Annotated in this window: 17 protein-coding genes and 1 pseudogene; 14 read left to right on the top strand and 4 right to left on the bottom strand. The window is 40.8% G+C overall.

From position 1 onward, the window contains the following. Nucleotides 1–7 precede the first annotated feature (7 nt). Together IL355_RS06930 and IL355_RS06925 are read right to left on the bottom strand one after the other, a co-directional pair. A complete protein-coding gene (locus tag IL355_RS06930) occupies nucleotides 8–487 on the bottom strand; it encodes a lipocalin family protein (RefSeq protein ID WP_222937304.1) in 480 nt (159 codons plus the stop codon). Between the two features lie 144 nt (nucleotides 488–631). Beyond that, complete coding sequence (locus IL355_RS06925) at nucleotides 632–2608, bottom strand: alpha-ketoacid dehydrogenase subunit alpha/beta (RefSeq protein ID WP_192461454.1); 1977 nt, start codon at nucleotides 2606–2608, stop codon at nucleotides 632–634. Nucleotides 2609–2728: 120 nt separating this feature from the next. Here IL355_RS06925 and IL355_RS06920 point away from each other — a divergent pair, with 120 nt between their 5' ends. From IL355_RS06920 to IL355_RS06890, 7 genes are all read left to right on the top strand, one after another. After that, on the top strand, nucleotides 2729–3679 hold the full coding sequence (locus IL355_RS06920) for an isopenicillin N synthase family dioxygenase (RefSeq protein ID WP_192461453.1): 951 nt from the start codon (nucleotides 2729–2731) through the stop codon (nucleotides 3677–3679). A gap of 7 nt (nucleotides 3680–3686) precedes the next feature. Beyond that, nucleotides 3687–4016: a translation initiation factor gene (locus tag IL355_RS06915; RefSeq protein ID WP_192461452.1), complete on the top strand. Its 330-nt coding sequence runs from the start codon at nucleotides 3687–3689 to the stop codon at nucleotides 4014–4016. A gap of 120 nt (nucleotides 4017–4136) precedes the next feature. After that, a complete protein-coding gene (locus IL355_RS06910; protein ID WP_192461451.1) occupies nucleotides 4137–5069 on the top strand; it encodes a DUF1835 domain-containing protein in 933 nt (310 codons plus the stop codon). A gap of 1 nt (nucleotide 5070) precedes the next feature. Next, nucleotides 5071–5943 carry a nucleoside phosphorylase gene (locus tag IL355_RS06905; protein ID WP_192461450.1) on the top strand — a complete coding sequence of 291 codons (873 nt, stop codon included), beginning with the start codon at nucleotides 5071–5073 and terminating at the stop codon, nucleotides 5941–5943. 56 nt (nucleotides 5944–5999) lie between these two features. Then, complete coding sequence (gene ppk1, locus IL355_RS06900; protein WP_192461449.1) at nucleotides 6000–8039, top strand: polyphosphate kinase 1; 2040 nt, start codon at nucleotides 6000–6002, stop codon at nucleotides 8037–8039. 103 nt (nucleotides 8040–8142) lie between these two features. Continuing rightward, the gene (locus tag IL355_RS06895; protein ID WP_192461448.1) at nucleotides 8143–8994 is read left to right on the top strand and encodes a substrate-binding domain-containing protein; all 852 of its coding nucleotides are present in this window, start codon (nucleotides 8143–8145) and stop codon (nucleotides 8992–8994) included. A gap of 89 nt (nucleotides 8995–9083) precedes the next feature. Further along, entirely contained in the window at nucleotides 9084–9518 is a 435-nt protein-coding gene (locus IL355_RS06890; RefSeq protein WP_192461447.1) for a hypothetical protein, read from the top strand. On the opposite strand, the gene ung is transcribed toward IL355_RS06890, so the two are convergent. Then, a complete protein-coding gene (gene ung, locus IL355_RS06885) occupies nucleotides 9508–10173 on the bottom strand; it encodes a uracil-DNA glycosylase (RefSeq protein ID WP_192461446.1) in 666 nt (221 codons plus the stop codon). The genes IL355_RS06890 and ung overlap by 11 nt on opposite strands. Nucleotides 10174–11384: 1211 nt before the next feature. Here ung and IL355_RS06880 point away from each other — a divergent pair. The 6 genes and pseudogenes from IL355_RS06880 (at nucleotide 11385) to IL355_RS06860 (ending at nucleotide 15432) form a co-directional block, all read left to right on the top strand. Next, complete coding sequence (locus IL355_RS06880) at nucleotides 11385–11588, top strand: hypothetical protein (protein ID WP_192461445.1); 204 nt, start codon at nucleotides 11385–11387, stop codon at nucleotides 11586–11588. Then, nucleotides 11582–11908 carry a hypothetical protein gene (locus IL355_RS06875; RefSeq protein ID WP_192461444.1) on the top strand — a complete coding sequence of 109 codons (327 nt, stop codon included), beginning with the start codon at nucleotides 11582–11584 and terminating at the stop codon, nucleotides 11906–11908. The genes IL355_RS06880 and IL355_RS06875 overlap by 7 nt, the downstream gene beginning before the upstream one ends. 252 nt (nucleotides 11909–12160) lie before the next feature. Next, nucleotides 12161–12598 (top strand): annotated as a pseudogene (locus tag IL355_RS06870) (transposase); the annotation flags it as partial. A gap of 26 nt (nucleotides 12599–12624) precedes the next feature. Continuing rightward, on the top strand, nucleotides 12625–12750 hold the full coding sequence (locus tag IL355_RS19300; protein WP_262892179.1) for a hypothetical protein: 126 nt from the start codon (nucleotides 12625–12627) through the stop codon (nucleotides 12748–12750). A gap of 474 nt (nucleotides 12751–13224) precedes the next feature. Further along, nucleotides 13225–13794 carry a hypothetical protein gene (locus IL355_RS06865; protein ID WP_192461443.1) on the top strand — a complete coding sequence of 190 codons (570 nt, stop codon included), beginning with the start codon at nucleotides 13225–13227 and terminating at the stop codon, nucleotides 13792–13794. Between the two features lie 396 nt (nucleotides 13795–14190). Next, a complete protein-coding gene (locus tag IL355_RS06860; protein ID WP_192461442.1) occupies nucleotides 14191–15432 on the top strand; it encodes a glycoside hydrolase family protein in 1242 nt (413 codons plus the stop codon). Between the two features lie 515 nt (nucleotides 15433–15947). Here IL355_RS06860 and IL355_RS06855 read toward each other — a convergent pair. Further along, nucleotides 15948–16118, bottom strand: a complete 171-nt coding sequence (locus IL355_RS06855) for a hypothetical protein (RefSeq protein WP_192461441.1) — start codon at nucleotides 16116–16118, stop codon at nucleotides 15948–15950. A 175-nt stretch (nucleotides 16119–16293) separates the two neighbouring features. On the opposite strand from IL355_RS06855, the gene IL355_RS06850 reads away from it, so the two are divergent. Then, nucleotides 16294–18465 (top strand): endonuclease MutS2, encoded by a 2172-nt coding sequence (locus tag IL355_RS06850; RefSeq protein WP_192461440.1) that lies wholly within the window; start codon nucleotides 16294–16296, stop codon nucleotides 18463–18465. The last annotated feature ends 124 nt before the right edge of the window (nucleotides 18466–18589 follow it).

Genomic DNA, 18589 nt, shown 5'->3' with positions numbered 1-18589 from the left:
TCTGATTTTATTGTTTGTTGAAAGAATAAATGACAGAAACCATTTCGCCATTGGCGTTCACATTGGATTTTAAGGTCATACTGCCACTTGATAAAGAAACGATATCCATACCATAACCGGTACGCCCATAAAGGTCATTTTTCTTTTCGTCAATGTATTTGAACTGTAATCTATTGGCCCCGGAAGGGTCTTCCTGAACGGACCAACGAATATTTCGGGTTCCCGTTGGGCAGGCTCCAGAATTTCCATTAATGGTATAGCTTCCCGTACTGTTGTTTTCAAAAAAGTACCACGAACTACCCTCAAAACAGAAGGCATCCGCATCATTGAACAATTTTGCCTTAAAGTCACCTTCTTGTTCAAAGGAAACATCCTGCAAAATCCAAGTACCGTTTATGGTATCTCTTTGTTCCCTAATTTCTTTGCTTAGGGAGCAGGAGGCCAACATTAAAAATAGTGCGCCCAGCACAATGCTGTTCTTCATCATAAATTTAGTTTTTAGTTATCGTATATACGAGAGTAGAATGCCATTTGTTGCGTGGTATTCGTTAATCTCTCGTTAAGATGATGGCAAGATGCAGCTATAAATCTGCAAACCTGAATGTTAAAAAATAAGATATTTGCTCAATTGCTAGTAAGCCGCAAGTTTAAGAAGTTCTTCAAGAAATCGGTTTTTAGGTAAGTAATTGTCTTCCAGAGATTTTGCAAAAGGTATGGGAGTTTGTAAACTGGCCACTCTTTTAATGGGAGCGTCTAGAAATTCGAATCGGTTTTCCGAGACCATGGCCGAAATATCACTGGCAATCCCCCCAAAAATAGTGTCCTCTTGCAGAATGATGAGTTTTCCCGTCTTTTCTACGGATGAATAAATAGATTCCATATCCAGAGGCATCAAAGTGCGCAAATCGATCAGGTCCGCGTCTATACCAGGATTCTCTTCCAAAGTTTTTAAAGCCCAATGCACTCCCGCCCCGTAGGATACAATAGTTACCTCCGCCCCCTCCTTCAATAAGGCCGCCTTGCCAAAGGGCAACGTATAATAACCTTCCGGCACCTGTTGATACACACTACGGTATAGGGCCTTATGCTCAAAAAACAGCACTGGGTTAGGGTCGTTTATGGCCGTGGACAACAAGCCTTTGGCATCTGCGGGAAAAGCAGGGTACACTACCTTTAAACCCGCAGTCTTGGTAAACCAAGCTTCGTTGGTCTGTGAGTGAAAAGGACCCGCACCCACATCGCCTCCGCAGGGCATGCGGATGACCACATCAGCCGGTTCGCCCCATCGATAGTGAGATTTTGCCAAATAATTTACTACCGGATTAAAGCCGGAAGAGACAAAATCTGCAAACTGCATTTCCACCACCGCTTTCATCCCATTAATGGACAGGCCCATGGCAGCTTCAATAATTCCGGACTCACAAATAGGAGTGTTGCGCACCCTTTCCTTACCAAATTCGGTTACGAAATCCTCCGTAACTTTAAAAACCCCACCATATTCGGCAATATCCTGACCCATGATCACCAAATTATCATGCCTTTTCATCAACTCCTTAAGTCCGGCAGAAACAGCATCTACAAAACGTATGTTCTCCGTTTTGGTAGCAGGCTCCATTTCCTCTTGCTGAAACGGATGATACACGTCTGCCAACTCCTTCTCAGTATTCACTTCTATCGATCCCTCCTCGAAAGCCAAATTCAAATGTTGACTAATTTCTTTCTCGATTCCGGTCCGTATTTTTTGAACAGTAACTTTGGTCAAGAGTCCTTCTGCAATTAAAAAGCGTTCATAATTTTCTATGGGGTCTTTCTCCGCCCAGGACTCAAGTAAATCTTCGGGTACATATTTAGTACCGCTCGCTTCTTCATGTCCGCGCATTCTAAAAGTCTCAAACTCCAATAGGATGGGCCTTGGATTGTTCCGTACAGACTTCACCAAGTCCTTCATTCTCCGGTAAATTTCCAGAATATTGTTCCCTTTAATCGTATACGATTCTATCCCGTAGCCAATACCCTTATCGGATAATCGTTTGCAAGCATATTGCTCATTAACCGGAGTAGATAATCCGTACCCGTTATTTTCAATACAGAATATGACCGGTAAATTCCATACGGAAGCTACATTAAGGGCCTCATGAAAATCGCCCTCGCTGGTGCCACCGTCACCTGTAAAAACAGCCGTCACTTTTTTTTCTCCTTTAAGCAAATATCCCAAGGCAATTCCATTGGCTACGCCCATTTGCGGACCCAAATGGGAAATCATCCCAATGATCTTATATTCTTGGGTTCCAAAATGAAAACTTCGGTCCCTGCCTTTTGTGAAACCACTTGCCTTTCCCTGCCATTGGGCAAACAATCGGAATAAGGGAATATCCCTCGTGGTAAATACACCTAAATTTCGATGCATAGGAAGGATGTACTCCTCATTGGTAAGCGCACTGGCAACGCCCACAGAAATAGCTTCTTGCCCAATTCCGCTGAACCACTTGCTCACTTTCCCCTGCCGCAACAGAACCAACATGCGCTCCTCCACCATTCGAGGTTTAAGCATGCGCTCATACAGCAGTCCCAACATTTGATTACTAATTCCCTCCTTGCTAAATTCCATATGGCAATTACGTCTTCTAATTTTATATAAATGTAGAAAAAAGGAATATCACGGCTAAAATTACCTGTCACAGTTTATTTACAATATTTAGTACCTTTGCTCCACTAAAATTTAATCGCTATGAGTGCCATACCCAGTGTAGATTTACAGGATTTTGTTTCAGGAAATCCGGAGAGAAAAGAGAAGTTTATCAAGGAAATAGGGTCAGCTTTTGAAAATATAGGTTTCGTGGCCCTAAGCGGGCATTTTTTATCCGATGAGTTGGTTGAGAACCTGTATTCGGAAATCAAGAAATTTTTTGACCTTCCGCAAGAAACCAAGGACAAATATGAAATTGAGGGTATAGGCGGACAAAGAGGCTACACCTCTTTTGGGAAGGAACACGCCAAAGGTAGAAAAGAAGGGGATTTAAAGGAATTCTGGCACTTTGGGCAGTATGTAGAGGACAATCCGAAACTAAAAGAAGAATATCCAGACAATGTGATGGTCTCTGAATTACCGGAATTCAATAAAGTGGGGAAGGAAACCTACCAGATGTTGGAAAAAACGGCCCAATACGTTTTACGGGCACTGGCGCTTCATTTGGATTTAGAAGAAACCTATTTTGATTCGTATATCAAAAATGGAAATTCTATTCTTCGTCCCATACATTACCCACCTATCACCACAGAACCTAAAAATGCGGTAAGAGCGGCCGCTCATGGCGACATTAACCTTATTACTTTATTAATGGGTGCTCATGGCAGAGGGCTACAGGTTCAAAACCATGAAGGCGAATGGGTAGACGCCATTGCCAGGCCGGACCAGTTAATGATCAATGTGGGCGATATGTTATCTAGACTTTCCAATAACAAGTTAAAATCCACCATTCACCAGGTGGTCAACCCGCCCAAGGAGCTTTGGGGCACTTCCCGATATTCCATTCCGTTTTTTATGCATCCCATTAGTGAGATGCCGTTAAACTGCTTGGACAATTGTATTGATGAAGATAACCCAAAACAATTTGAGGATATCACTGCTGGAGAATTTCTACACGAACGCTTGATTGAATTGGGATTGATTAAAGGATAGTATTCTTATGGATTTGAAAGACCAATTAAAAAACCTTTTTCCAGATCACGAACCGCCGGAAGAAGAACCAACAGCGCAGGAGAAAAGCGATGTGTGGTTGCAAGATGACCCCATTATCTGTAAGTACGAAAAACGTAAGGGAAAACCAATTACCATTTTGGAAGGGTACAACGGTGCCGATAGCGACTTTAAGAAATTGGCCAAGGAAATAAAGACCAGATTAAGTGTGGGCGGTAGTTTTAAGAATGAGCAAATCATTATTCAAGGAGATTACCGCGATAAGATCATGGAAATCCTTAAAGAAAAAGGTTTTTCTGTTAAACGCGTAGGAGGTTAATTACGTTACCTCATTTTTGACGTTACAAACGACAGCGATTAGTGATTTCTGTTAATTATTTTTTGTTTTTTTCGATTAAATAGTACTTTTAATCGTCAAACCCTAATCCACCAAAAATTCATGAGTTCTCTTTTACACATCACCAATGGAGATAGCTTTACGGAAAAACTAAAATCCTTAAAGTTAAAAGGAGATATTATTACATGGCGTGAAATGCTGTGTGAAGGCAAGACATTGACCAACGTTGGAAGCGAATCCTTCTGGAAAACCCGCTTTGAATTCCTAAATAAAAATTACAAAGTTTCAAAATCTTGGTTCATTGAAAAAACATTAAAAGAATACCGTTCTCTTTGCAACCACAAACAACAAGATGAGATCGTACTCTGGTTTGAGTACGATCTTTTTTGTCAAATTAACATGATTGCGGTATTAAGTTGGTTAAAGGCCAACCGAAAATATGCCCAAGTATATTTGGTCTGTAGCGGAAAAGAGGACAATTCCGGTAAATATTATGGTTTAGGGGAGCTTGGCGATGAAAAGCTATTGGAACTTTACAATAATAAAATTGAACTTACACAGGATGATATTGAGTATGCGGATTATGTTTGGCAATTGTATTGCAGTGATAATCCCATTCGCTTGGAAAACCTTTCCGATTTCTCCCAGTTTCAATTTGAATACCTGCCCGATGCCCTTCATACGCATTTACAGCGCTTTCCAAGTATCAAGAACGGTTTGAACGCCATGGAGAACAACATTCTCCAAATTGGGGCGAACAAAAAGCCGAAATCCAAAAAGGAATTTATCTCGGAAATTTTGCAGAACCAAGGCTTCTTAGGCTTTGGAAATTCACAATATGACCGTGCCTTAACTCGAATGAAACCCCTATTCACAGCTCTAAACCCCGTTAGACTGAGCAAAAAGGGCAAAGAGGTGCTGGACAATCAAACAAGTTATTATGCCCGCATACAGGACACGGATGTATATCTGGGAGGTGCGCTCAAATACAATTACCTCTACAATACCGATTCTAGAAGGATTTTAAAACTTTAGTATGCAATTAAGCCCTTCGGAGCTTATTTTAAATGCAGATAAAAGCATTTACCATCTTAATCTCCTCCCCCAAGACATTGCCCATACCGTTATTACAGTGGGTGATCCGGATCGTGTTGCCGACGTTTCCAAACATTTTGATACCATTGAAGTAAAAAAAGGTAAAAGGGAATTTCACACCCATACCGGAAGCTTTAAAGGAAAACGAATGACCGTGATTTCCACAGGAATTGGTACGGACAATATCGATATTGTTTTGAATGAGCTGGATGCCTTGGTGAACATTGATTTTGAAAGGCGCATCTTAAAGGAGAACAAAACCAGCTTGGAAATAGCTAGAATTGGTACTTCCGGCGCCATTCAGCCAGATATTGAGGTGGACAGTTTTCTAATGAGTGAAATGGCCATGGGTTTCGATGGCCTCATGCATTTTTATGATGGTGAAGCTCACTTGGACAAAGCATTTTCCAAAGCCTTTATGGAACATGCCAATTGGTCTGCTGAAAAATCAAGTCCGTATGTGGTTACATATAACGCAGATTTGGGAGAAAAACTGTTGTCAAATCGTATACGATTAGGTATTACCGTAACCAACATAGGGTTTTATGGTCCGCAGGGAAGAAAGTTGCGTTTGGAAACGAGCGACGCGTCCCTAAACGATAAATTAAGAAGCTTTGTCCACGAGGGCAGACAAATCACCAACTTGGAAATGGAAACTTCCGGTATTTACGCACTCTCCAAACTTTTAGGGCATAAGGCCGTTTCCATGAATTGTATTCTTGCGAACAGAGCCACGGGCCAATTCAGTGAAAAACCAGGTAAAAGCGTGGAAGAGTTAATTATTTATACCCTAGAAAAGCTTACCCAAGGTTAACACCTTAACTATTCCTTTAAACAAAAAGCTTTCTCTTTTCCTATTTTTGACTTTCTATGAGAGAGAGACTATACCAACACCGAGACCTAAGCTGGCTTAGTTTTAACGGGCGTGTACTTCAAGAAGCCCAAGATAAGCGTAATCCACTTTATGAACGCATTAAATTCTTAGCTATATTTTCATCTAACCTGGACGAATTCTTTCGGGTAAGGGTGTCTAAATTGCGGCAGATAAAGAATGTGGATAAGCAGATTCGCAAGAAATTGAAATTACGCCCCACCAAAACCTTAAAGGAGATTATCAACAGGGTAGAAACCCAACAGGAAATCTTTGGAAGTATTTTTAAGGATGAAATTATTCCAGAATTACAGGATAATGGAATTCATTTGATTTCCAAAGAAGAATTTTCAAAACACCAACAGCAAGAAGCAAGGATGTTTTTTAATTCTGAAGTAAAAGAACATTTAGAAATTGTACCGGTTTCTGAAGAGGAGATTCCCTTTTTGGCCAATAACGCCTTGTACTTTTACCTCCGGTTTACAGATGGCAGCTCTAGCTTCGTTTCCATTCCTTCGGACAAGGTATCTAGGTTTGTGACCCTCCCTGCAACTGACCAAAAACACTTTATCACATTTCTAGATGACATCATTGCACAAGAGTCACATAATATATTTAAAAATAAGGAAATACAATGTTTATTTGAAGTAAAACTTTCACGTGATGCCGAACTGTATTGGGAGGATAATTTTGACGGGGACATTGCCCGCCAGATAGAAGAATCACTTTCGCAGAGAAAAGTAGGGCAGCCAACCCGACTACTTTATGATTTTCGTATGCCGGAAACTGACCGCAAAGCCCTTCGAAATATTTTGGGTCTGGGCAAGGTAGATATGTTCCCGGGAGGAAAATATCATAATTACAGTGATTTTATGTCCTTTCCGGACCCCTCCAATAATCCGGAACTCCATTTTAAACCTCTGCCTCCCCTTCCCCATCCTGTTTTAAGCCACAGTCAAGATATATTTGCCTCCATTCGCCTTGCCGATCAGATGGTGCATTTTCCGTATCACTCATTTGACCCCGTATTGGAATTTATAGAAAAGGCTTCGGTAGACCGCCTTATAGAAAGCATAAAGATATCACTATACCGTATTGCAAAGGACTCCAAATTGGCACTAGCGTTACTAAAGGCTCTTAAAAATGGAAAAAAGGTAATGGTGTTCGTAGAACCCAAAGCCCGTTTTGATGAAGCCAACAATCTGGAATGGAGCAAAAAACTCAAAGAACATGGGGCCGAAGTGCATCACAGCGACCTTGAAATTAAGGTGCATAGCAAAATTATGATGGTGGAGCGACGGGAAGAAGACAACTTACAGCGCTACGCATATATCAGCACTGGCAATTTTAATCGTAAAACCTCTAAGATTTATGCCGACCACGGACTCTTTACTGCCGATTCAAGAATTACAGGGGAGTTGGCACAGGTCTTTGAGGTATTGGAACGAAAACGACTCGCCCCTATCACCAAGCACTTAATGGTTTCGCCTTTCTCAACACGTACCAAGTTTTATCAATTGATAGACCAGGAGGTAAAAAATGCTAAGGCGGGTCTCCCGGCAGGCATGAAAATTAAAATGAACAGCCTTCAGGACAAGGATATGATCGCTAAGATTTATGAAGCGGCGGAGTCCGGTGTATCCGTTCGGTTGTTAGTTCGAGGATTTTGCTCTCTCCATATGGGCAACGAAAAAGCGGCTAAAAACATACAAGTTACAAGTATTGTGGACCGATTTCTGGAACATGGCAGAATCTATTGGTTCGAAAATAACGGTGACCCAAAAATGTATACAGGTTCAGCCGATTGGATGACCCGAAACCTTGACCGTAGAATAGAAGTTCTTACTCCAATTTACGATAGTGAAATTTTCAAGGAACTATCACATATTTTGAAGCTGCAATTAAATGACAATGTTAAAGCAAGAAACGTTGATGCTCAAGAAAGCAACTCCTATTTCAGCAATAATAAAAAGCCGTGCCGTTCTCAATATGAGATTTATCGTTTTCTAAAGGAAAAAGTGAGCGTACCTACCAATTAATAAAGATGTATAAGTAGTTTCGTATACGATATTTTAGGTGTGGTATTTCATTTTCTCAGGAGTCAAATTAGCTTAAATTTGCAAATAGATTAAATCCACTTGCATGAAAGAAGTAAGAATTGTAGGCGTACCGGAACATTTTAATCTACCATGGCATATGGCCATGGAGGACCGCATGTTCGAAGATCGAGGAATAGATCTGCAATGGACCGATGTGCCCGAAGGTACCGGTAGAATGTGCCAAATGCTGAAAGATGGGGAAGCCGATCTGGCCATTATCCTGACCGAAGGGGTGGTCAAAAGCATTTCAGAAGGTAATCCCGCAAAAATCATCCAAGAATTTATTGCTACTCCCTTACAATGGGGTATTCATGTGGGCTCAAAAAGCGATTTTAAAGCGATTTCCGAGCTTCAATCGGCAAAAGCTGCCATCAGTCGGTTTGGAAGCGGAAGTCACCTTATGGCGTATGTAAACGCCCAAAATGAGGGCTGGAGCACCGATCAGTTACAATTTGAAGTCATTAACAATCTTGGCGGTGCCGTAGAAGCCCTTACTTCCGGCACGGCCGATTATTTTATGTGGGAGCATTTTACCACCAAACCTTTGGTGGATAATGGTACCTTTCGCCGTTTGGGCGACTGCCCTACCCCTTGGCCCTGCTTTGTTATTGCGGCCACGGACCGTTTTTTAGCGGAACAACCCAGTGCTGCCCAGCATATCTTGGAGGTAATCAACGATTACACACTCGAGTTCAAGCAAATTCCCAGTATAGACCGCACCTTGGCCAATGAGTACGGACAACAATTGGAGGATATCCAGGAATGGCTTTCCATTACCCAATGGAGCCAAAAACAATTACCCTCATCATCCCTAAAAAAAGTACAGGAAACGCTACATAGCTTGGGATTAGTAAAAAGCATTCTCCCGGAAGAGCAAATTCTTAAGAATTTTTAAGAATTCAGTACTTGACAAACACCTTTTTTGTTATTTAATTTTAGGCTGTTTTTATTGATGTAACCGTTTAGAACAAATAGCTTAACAAAATGAAAAACAGAAACTTTGGCGTTTTTGTGTTTTTGATGGGAATGCTATTTTTTGGAACTACCGCTCCCATTAAAGCACAGACCTATTACGCTTTGCAAATTGACAGAAATATCCGCTTACAGGCGGTTGATATTACCGCGGAATACCAACCTTATCTGGTTATGGGTACCGACCAAGCATTGGATTTTCAGCAGACCGTTGCCCGGTTTTTGGTGAAGAAAAAATCGGTAGAGGAAGACCCTACCCTTTCCTACGGGGCCAAATATAGTCTGCTCAAAAAACTCTCCAATCGTGAAACTGCAGAGATGGGCCAAGTGCTGGAAGATTACCGGTGGCGTGAATACATGCGCGTAAAACCAAATATTCAACCCTTACCGGAACCCCCATCCCAAAAATCTTATGATGCCATTGCGGATGTGGATGCTACCAATTAATGGGCTCTTGCCCAGCTTGCTTCAAAATTTCATTGGCTTGGCTAAAATGCCGGTTGCCGAACCAATACCCCCGATTAGCACTTAAAGGCGAAGGATGCCCAGAAGTGAGTATATGGTGCTTCTTTTTGTCGATGAGCGATGCCTTTTTCTTGGCAAATCCGCCCCAGAGCATAAAGATTAGGCCTTCCCGTTGGTCGGACAGCCTTTTGATAACGGCATCCGTAAAGGTTTCCCAGCCCCTTTTTTGGTGGCTGCCTGCTTCGTGCGCCCTTACGGTCAAGGTGGCGTTCAATAAGAGCACCCTTTGGGCCGCCCAACGTTCTAAATTGCCACTTTCCGGATAGGGCTTGCCCAGATCCGTTTCAATTTCCTTAAAAATATTGATGAGGGAAGGTGGATGCGCGATGCCGTCCTTTACCGAAAAACAGAGTCCGTTCGCCTGCTCGGGACCATGATAGGGGTCCTGCCCAATGATTACTACCTTAGTCTCATTAAACGGACTATGGTCAAAAGCCGCAAAAACATCCTTTCCCTTGGGGTAGCAGGTGTACAGGGCATATTCCGCTTTAATGAATTGGGAGAGCTGTTTAAAATACGGTTGCTCAAACTCACTTTTCAACTGTTGTTTCCAACTTTCTTCTATGGTGACGGCCATGGGCTGTTTTTCGTTTTCTATTATTAAATTCTGAGCATAAAATTACTTAAAATGGAGGATTTGGCTTTATTAATTGGTCGAGATAAGACGCAGATAAAATAGAAATGGAAATATGTTGTTATATATCTTAGCTATAAACTAATTGGTGTTCAGTAGTTGATATAGGCTGCGGACACTTTTATTTTTAGCAAGAAATTGCAATGTTTACTTGAACCTTGTGCAAATGGAATTCTAGAAGGAGCGATAAACAATTTAACAAAGGGCACGAGCGTGACCCTCACGCCAGCGAGGGACTTTTGACCTAAGATTTATTTGCTGATTTTAAAACAAGCAAAAAATCATAATATTAGTTTCTATGAAATAATAAACGAAATGAAAATTGATGGCGCCAATAATCAAGAGATTATAGAACGATTGAAAACAGATTTAAGACAGTTTTTCACGAATAGATTGATAGAAAATCTACCAGATTTTTGATTATGAGAGAGGAAAAAAACAAACTTGGTATAACAGAATGGGTTGTGGTATTTCTGCTTTCTTCTTTACTATTATATACAGCGGACTATACTGAAAATGTGGGTAGCTATAAGTCTCGTATTTTCAATCTTATACTTACGTTTCTAAATTCAAATGTTATTACTTATTGGGCTATCAGGGTGTTTTTCATTTTCGCTATGTGTTTTTCCTTATATAAAATTGTTAAATTATTATTGAAGAAAAGATGAAGGTATTACGTTTTTTTCTAATTCCCTCGCTGGCGCGAGCATCCCCTCGCTGGCGCGAGCATCCTTGCTCGTGTCAACAGTAGTAAAAAGTAAATGTAGGATAATATAATGCGTATAAGACAACAGAAAAACACTTCTGGCCAAGGTTGCAGCTTGCCCACAGTTGGCATTGGGTCGTCCTCAAGGGGACAACTCGCGCGGCCTTATATAGATGATAGCACGGTGTTGAAAATAGATAATGCCATATACATTGGGATTAATGAAATGATAAAAGATTGATAGACAAATTAATAAGGGGCACGAGCGTGACGCTCGCGCTAGCGGGGGCGGCCTTATATAGATGATAGCACGGTGTTGAAAATAGATAATGCCATATACATTTGGGATTAATGAAATGATAAAAGATTTGATAGACAAATTAATAAGGGGCACGAGCGTGACGCTCGCGCTAGCGGGGGTACTGCTGTTCAACCAGAATGGAATAGCATGACTAAAATTATTGAAGTAGAAGTTCCTCCTCAAGGAATTTATGTATGGAGAGGAAAAGCAGCAAAACAACCTTTATCAAATAATGAAAATATCTCGAATTATTTTTTACAAGGAGGCACCGAGCAACTGATTTTTGATATTAATCAAAATAACATAAATATTCCATCAATCACTAATAGCATAACAAATACACCGTGGTAAACGACTTTAATTTACATAAAATAGAATCCATTTCAGAAGATTTATTGGAAATGACTCAAGTGTTCGATAAAAGCCTTTCACATATAGATATTAAGGAAAGATTTAAAATAAGGGCAAAGAGTGCATTCTATCAGACTTTATCATCTTTGATGACAGAAGTTACAAGTTTCAAGCAGTACACTACTATTAATAGCAGTCAGCTTAAGGATTTGAAAAGAAAAATTAATAATCTATTACGTTTAGCTGATGAAACAGGTATTGACAAGAGTAATGAAAAGCTTCTAAATCGTATTCAAGTAAACAGCAATTTTCAATTCTAAAACCTAGTCCCCCCCGCTGGCGCGAGCGTCACGCTCGTGCCAACAGCAGAAAAAGTAAAGGCAATGACAATTATAATTAGTGAAAAACAACAGAAAAACACCCCTGTTTTGGCATAGCCAAAACTGTCCCCTCAAAGGGGACAATAACACGCAGCAATTCCCCCCGCTAGCGCGAGCATCCGTGCTCGTGCCGTCAAGAATAAGCAGGGCATAAGAAACAGAAAAAGTGAAAGAATAAAGAAACAATGAGCAGAAAAAGGTATGGAAGTATTTGCTTATTGTTTTATGCCGAGCCACGTTCACTTTGTCTTTAGGTCGGAAAATGAAGACCCATCAGGGTTGCTAAGAGATTTCAAGGGCTATACACCTAGAAAATTGATAAAAGAAATTGAAGAAAACCCTCAGGAAAGGAGAAAAGAATGGCTTTTATGGATGATGGAACGGGCAGGGAAAAGAAAAAGCAATGTTAAAAACAGGCAGTTCTGGCAGCAGCATAACAAACCTGTTGAATTATGGAGCGGAAAGGCCATAAAGCAAAAAATAGATTACGTTCACAACAATCCTGTGGAACAAGGTTTTGTAACCGATCCCATTGATTGGAAATATAGCAGTGCACGGAACTATGCCGATGATGAAACGGTTTTAAAGATAGATAACGAAGGTATGCATTTAGGTATAATGGAACTATGAGAGACAATGTTATGAACAGCAGCTGCATGGGCACGAGCGTGACGCTCGCGCCAGCGGGGGTTAATGCGGTAAAACTAAATGATGGTTCTACATTAAATTTAGAGGATATTGATTTAAGTGAAATGGATTGGATTACTAAATGGAATTATTGAGTGATGAATATTGTCGGCAAAAGATATAGAAGTATTAATGAAGTTGATTTATTAAGCGAGGTAGGTTTCAGAAATCAATACTAAAAGCACAAAGGATATATGTTCATATATATAATTCAAATCTATTATTCACTTCTTCAAAAGATTTAGACCAAGCTATAAGAATGGGATCTTTTGGAAAAGCAAATCATAATCTTGCTAAACAATAGAAATCAATTTAAAAAAAAGACTAAAAAACAACAACCATCCGGCTGGAAATCATTATACAGTAAAGGATAGAAAATATCTTTTAGTTGAACACAAAAACAAATCTCAATCCGGGTACTATTTTAAAGGAGAAATTTTATTCAATGGAGATGCATTAAGAGGAACATTTTATAATAATGAAGAAGTTACTATTTCAGAGCAAATTTATTACAATCTTGAAAAGCCGATACCCAACCCGTTAATTCCAGAAAACAAGAATATTGATTAATGACAAAGAACAATGAACATAAAGTTTTATACCCCCGATACTGGGCCTTCCGCACCTTGATATTTTCTGTAATAGGTTTAGTTCCATTGGTCGTTGGCTTTATGTTTGTCTTTCACTCATTTAATCTGAAAGAAGAAAAACTAAAAATTAGTAGCTGCCAAATTGGCTTCAATGAAATACCCACCACCGGTTTTAATCCAGAATTTGAATTGGTCTTGAAATTAAAAAATAGAGTTGTCAATGACACCCTTAATTATAAAGAAGGCTGGTATAATTTGTTGACCCATTATGGGCCTCCTATTCCTAAAAAACGAGTCGTCAACCCATCTAATATTAGACATGCGATTGATGAACTACAAACTGACAAACCACGACTTAAGTTGTACATAAATGAACGAACCAATAAAATAACCGGTTTGAAAATTGGTGGTAAAACCATAGTTAAGCATACTAATTTTCTATTGTTGGGAGCCATATTTTTAATTGGGGGTGTCTTTATGGTTGGCGGGTCCATGTATATAATACTAAAGGATCCTAACAATTGGTATAGAAAAGCAGGCAAAAATTAAAAATTCGTGCAATGGTATATCCATCACTGGCGCGAGCGTCACGCTCGTGCCAGCAGTAGAAAAAAGCAAAGACAAGGATTTATAATGAGTAGAAAACAATAACCAAACACCCCTAAAGTCCCCTTAAGAGGACAACCGGCCTCATAAAATAGGGCATTAAGAAAGCAAAGAACGGAAGCGTTTAAATTATCCGTTTGTTTGAATTGAAACGAAGTTTCAAGAAGTTAGGAGAATTTAGCGACCGGGCACAGCGTTCAGGCCTATTTTATGCAGCCTTGAATTTTTGCTTCGTTTTGCTTCAAGGCAAAATGAAGGGAACAATTGATGAAAACATGAATTTTATATAATTTAAGTATTTTCCTAATTTTCCAGTACCAAAACTAAACTGGCAAATCCATGTTTAAGAATCAACCATCAACCTACCTTTCAATTGTCATACTATTTACAACTTTGTTAGTAGAAGCCCAAAAATCAAATTTACAAGTTGAACCACATCCCATTGATGCAGTGGAAAAAGACTCTTTGCTTATGGGCCCTTCCGTGCTGAACGATCCTCACCGCTTTATTTGGGGGGCGAGCGTGCTAAAAGGTAATGACGAAAAATATCATATGCTGTACAACACTTGGCATAGCGGAGATTCCATTCCAAAATTTTCAGATTCGTGGGTGCTATATTCCGAGATCGCCTATGCGGTCTCCGATTATCCGGATCGGGACTTTAAATTTCAAAAAATTGTACTGAAAGGTCGTAAGGCCGTTGGCGATACCTTGGCCTGGGATGCCCAGGTCGTAACCAATCCCCACTTAAAAGAGTTCAATGGCACCTATTACCTCTACTATGTGGGCGGAAGAGACCCGGGAAACGGCCCCGAAATAGTCAAAGGTCAACTTAATAAACGAAACAGGGTGCAACAAACTCTCCGAATTGGTGTGATAGCCTTCGATAGTTTTGAAGATTTAACCTTCGGCAATTTTAGAAGACCCCAAAATCCGCTACTAGCCCCTAGAACACGTGTAAAAGCTGACAATATTGTCATGCCCTCTCCTGAAGGTACCGTTGCTTTACCTGATAATGTAATTGTAGTAAATCCTTCCGTCGTCTATCGCGAAACTGACGGTAAATATCTGATGTATTTTAAGGGTAATTTGTATGACCCGCACTGGCGTGGTGTTCACGGCTTAGCCCTTTCTGATCACCCAGAAGGCCCTTTCACCCCATTAGACGATTTCGTTTTCGATTTTCGCCAGCAAGACGGCCGTATCGCTTCCGCAGAAGATCCATATGTATGGTACCATAAAAGTACCGCACGTTTCTATGCCATTGTAAAAGATTTCTCAGGAAAAATAACAGGAAAGGAACCGGGGCTTGCCTTGATTATTTCCGATAACGGACTACATTGGCAAAAGGCCGAACAGCCATTATTTATGAAAAAGCAGGTGGGTTTGATTTCCGGGGAAACGATTACGCTAAATAGACTGGAGCGCCCCCAATTACTTATTGACGAAAATGACGTACCCTTTGTGCTCTATGCGGCTGCCTCTATAGTTAATATAAACCCCAGAACAGACGGTAAATCATTTAACCTGCAGATTCCCCTTAAAGTGGAACACGACAATATGCTCTTAAAAAAACAATAGAGGTGATAGCCACGCTTGTGCTAACAGTAATATAAGGTAAAGACAAGGATTTATAATGAGTGGAAAGTAACAAAAAAAAACACCCCTGTAAAGTAATGTACCCATTACTTTACCGTCCCCTCTCCCTCCCGATAGTTATCGGGAGCTATAGGGAGGGACAATTCCGTAAAGAAAACCGGCCTCATAAAATAGGGCATTAAGAAAGCAAAGAACGGAAGCGTTCAAATTATCCGTTTGTGAGGAATTGAAACGAAGTTTTATTGAGTTAGGAGTTAGGAGTTAGGAAAATATGAAAAACGATATAAGTTGCAGGACATAGGACGTAAGACCATTAAAGCTTCCAACATTCATTTCTCCCTCATAAGTAAAAATTCCTCTTCCGATAGTTACAGTACGAAGCGTTCAGGCCTATTTCAGGAAGCCTTGAGCTTTTGCTTCGTTTTGCTTCAAGGCAAAATGAAGGGAGGTAATACATTGTTCCCGATCTTAGAAACACTGGGATTTTCCATAATATCTTATATGTTCATTTTTTGCATCGCCCAAAAAACGAACCAAAAAACGCTAGGCTGATTGATGCTTTTTTGAAATCTACACTTTTTCACCTCCCCAACGCCCAGACCGCTTTTACCAGGGCAAAAAGCTCTTTGGACGCCTTCCTTGGCAGGCAAGCCTGCTTTCCCTTCCATGAAAACAGTTTGATTTGCTATAAAAGCCTTAATAGGCCATGGCCTTTTACGTGAATCCTTTATTTTATGCAGCCTTGAACTTTTGGTTGGTTATCATTAATGCAAGCGGCAATTACTGAATGAGGATTTACATTTCCCCATCAATCCCTACCTTTGCGCCCTATTTTTATGGCAAATGGCAGGTATTCACCCAAAAACGTTACAAGATTTAGAGTTTCCCACGGTTTTACAGCAGGTTTCGGCCCGCTGTCGTACCGAGCATGGCAAAGCCTTGGCTTTAGAAATCGCTCCCTTCACCGATGAAGAGCACATACGGGAGCAATTGGGACAAACGGCCGAGTACCTATCTTCCTTTGTGAGTGAAAACCGCATTCCGCCCCACTCTTTTGAGGGAATAGACAAGGAATTGCAATTGCTGGAGATTGAAAATACGGTTTTGGAGGTTCAGGGATTCAAAAAGATTTCCAGCATCTGTACCAATGTCACCACCCTAAAAAAGTTCTTTAAAAAATTCAAGGAATACTACCCCCTCTTACAATCTGCCAACGAAGAAATTGAGGAAAATAAAGAGATTCCAGCCTTAGTGGATGCCGTCATTGACCGTTTTGGGGAAGTGCGGGACAAGGCTTCGGACAAGCTTTTTACCCTCCGAAGGGAAATTCAGCAGGTAAAGGGTAAAATAGGACAAAGCTTTTCATCGGCCCTTAATCTATATAATGGGTCGGATTATTTGGATGATATTCGGGAATCGGTTGTTGAGAACAGGCGGGTTTTGGCGGTAAAAGCCATGTACCGAAGAAAGGTAAAGGGTACGGTTATGGGTACTTCAAAAACCGGAAGCATAGTTTACATTGAACCGGAAGCCACCCTCAAATATAGCCGTGAGCTAAACAATCTGGAGTTTGATGAGCAAGAAGAAGTACAACGAATCTTAAAGGAACTTACCAATCAAATTCGCCCGTTTGCCTACCTCCTATCCGTATACCAGGAGTATTTGGCCCATTTGGATATCGTGGGAGCCAAGGCCAAATATGCAGAGGACACCAATTCCCTATTGCCGGAAATCAATACGGAAGAGCGACTTTTTCTTCGGGAGGCCTACCACCCCTTGTTGTATTTGAGCAATAAACTTAAAAACGAAAAGACCTATCCGCAAACCATAGAACTACATCCTGAGAACAGGATAATCGTCATTTCAGGACCTAATGCGGGTGGAAAAAGTATCACTCTAAAGACGATTGGGTTACTTCAAGTAATGCTTCAATCAGGGCTTCTAGTTCCCGTTCACGAAAGGAGTTCCGTCTCTTTCTTTAAAACTATTTTAACGGATATTGGCGATAATCAGTCCATAGAAAACCACTTGAGTACGTACAGCTACCGCCTCAAGAACATGAACAACTTTTTGCGCCTTTGCAATGACAATACCCTCTTCTTGATCGATGAATTTGGTACCGGTAGTGACCCGGAACTTGGGGGCGCCCTGGCGGAAGCTTTTTTAGAGGTGTTCTACGAGCGTAATTCCTATGGTGTCATTACCACCCACTATGCCAATCTAAAAGCCTTGGCGAACGAACTACCGCACGCTACCAATGCCAACATGCTTTTTGATGGCCGCACCCTTGAACCTACCTTTCAACTTGTTTTAGGGCAAGCGGGAAGCTCCTTTACCTTTGAGGTAGCCCAAAAGAACGGTATCCCCTATTCCTTGATCAACAAAGCGAAGAAAAAGATAGAGCGTGGCAAGGTCCGGTTTGATGCCACTATTGCCAAACTGCAAAAAGAAAGAAGTAAAATGGCCCGTACGGGCAACAGATTGCAGGAAGAGGAAACCAAGGCCAAAGAGGAAGCGGCGCGTTTGGAAAAACTGAACGCCAAAATCAAAAGCAAATTGGAAAATTACCAGGAGCTTTACGACCATGACCAGCGGATGATCCAATTGGGAAACAAGGTGAACAAGGCGGCGGACAAATATTTCAGGGATAAAAAGAAAAGACCGTTGGTCTCCGAACTGTTGCGCATTGTAGAAACCGAAAATAGCAAACGCAAGAAACAATCGGCCAAACAAGCCAAAGCGGAACGTGAAAAAAAGGCCCAAGTTGCCCAAGAAGTACAAAAAGAGGTCAAAGTTATTCGCCAAAATAAAAAGGTAGAAAAGCAAAAGGCCATTGTGAAGGAAAAGAACAAACCTAGACCTGTTTTTAAGGTGGGAGACCGGGTACGTATGCAAGACGGAAAAGCGGTAGGTAGTATCGATTCCCTGGAAAAAGGAAAGGCTATTGTCAACTACGGAATGTTCACCACCAATGTGAGCGTAGACCAATTGGAATTGGTGCAGAAAGCTAAATAAAGGCGGTCGGTGATAGGGCAAATATTGTATACGGTTTTTTTGAAACCTCTTATTTTAAATTCATTTAGGTGATAAATTTCAATGATTAAAACAAAAAACAGCCGACACCAAGTTGTTGAATCGC

The organism is Euzebyella saccharophila (genome assembly GCF_014855495.1).
In the GTDB taxonomy this organism is placed as follows: Bacteria; Bacteroidota; Bacteroidia; order Flavobacteriales; family Flavobacteriaceae; genus Euzebyella; species Euzebyella saccharophila.
Note: the sequence above shows the minus strand (reverse complement) of the source record. Positions and strands in the feature narration are given on the sequence as shown.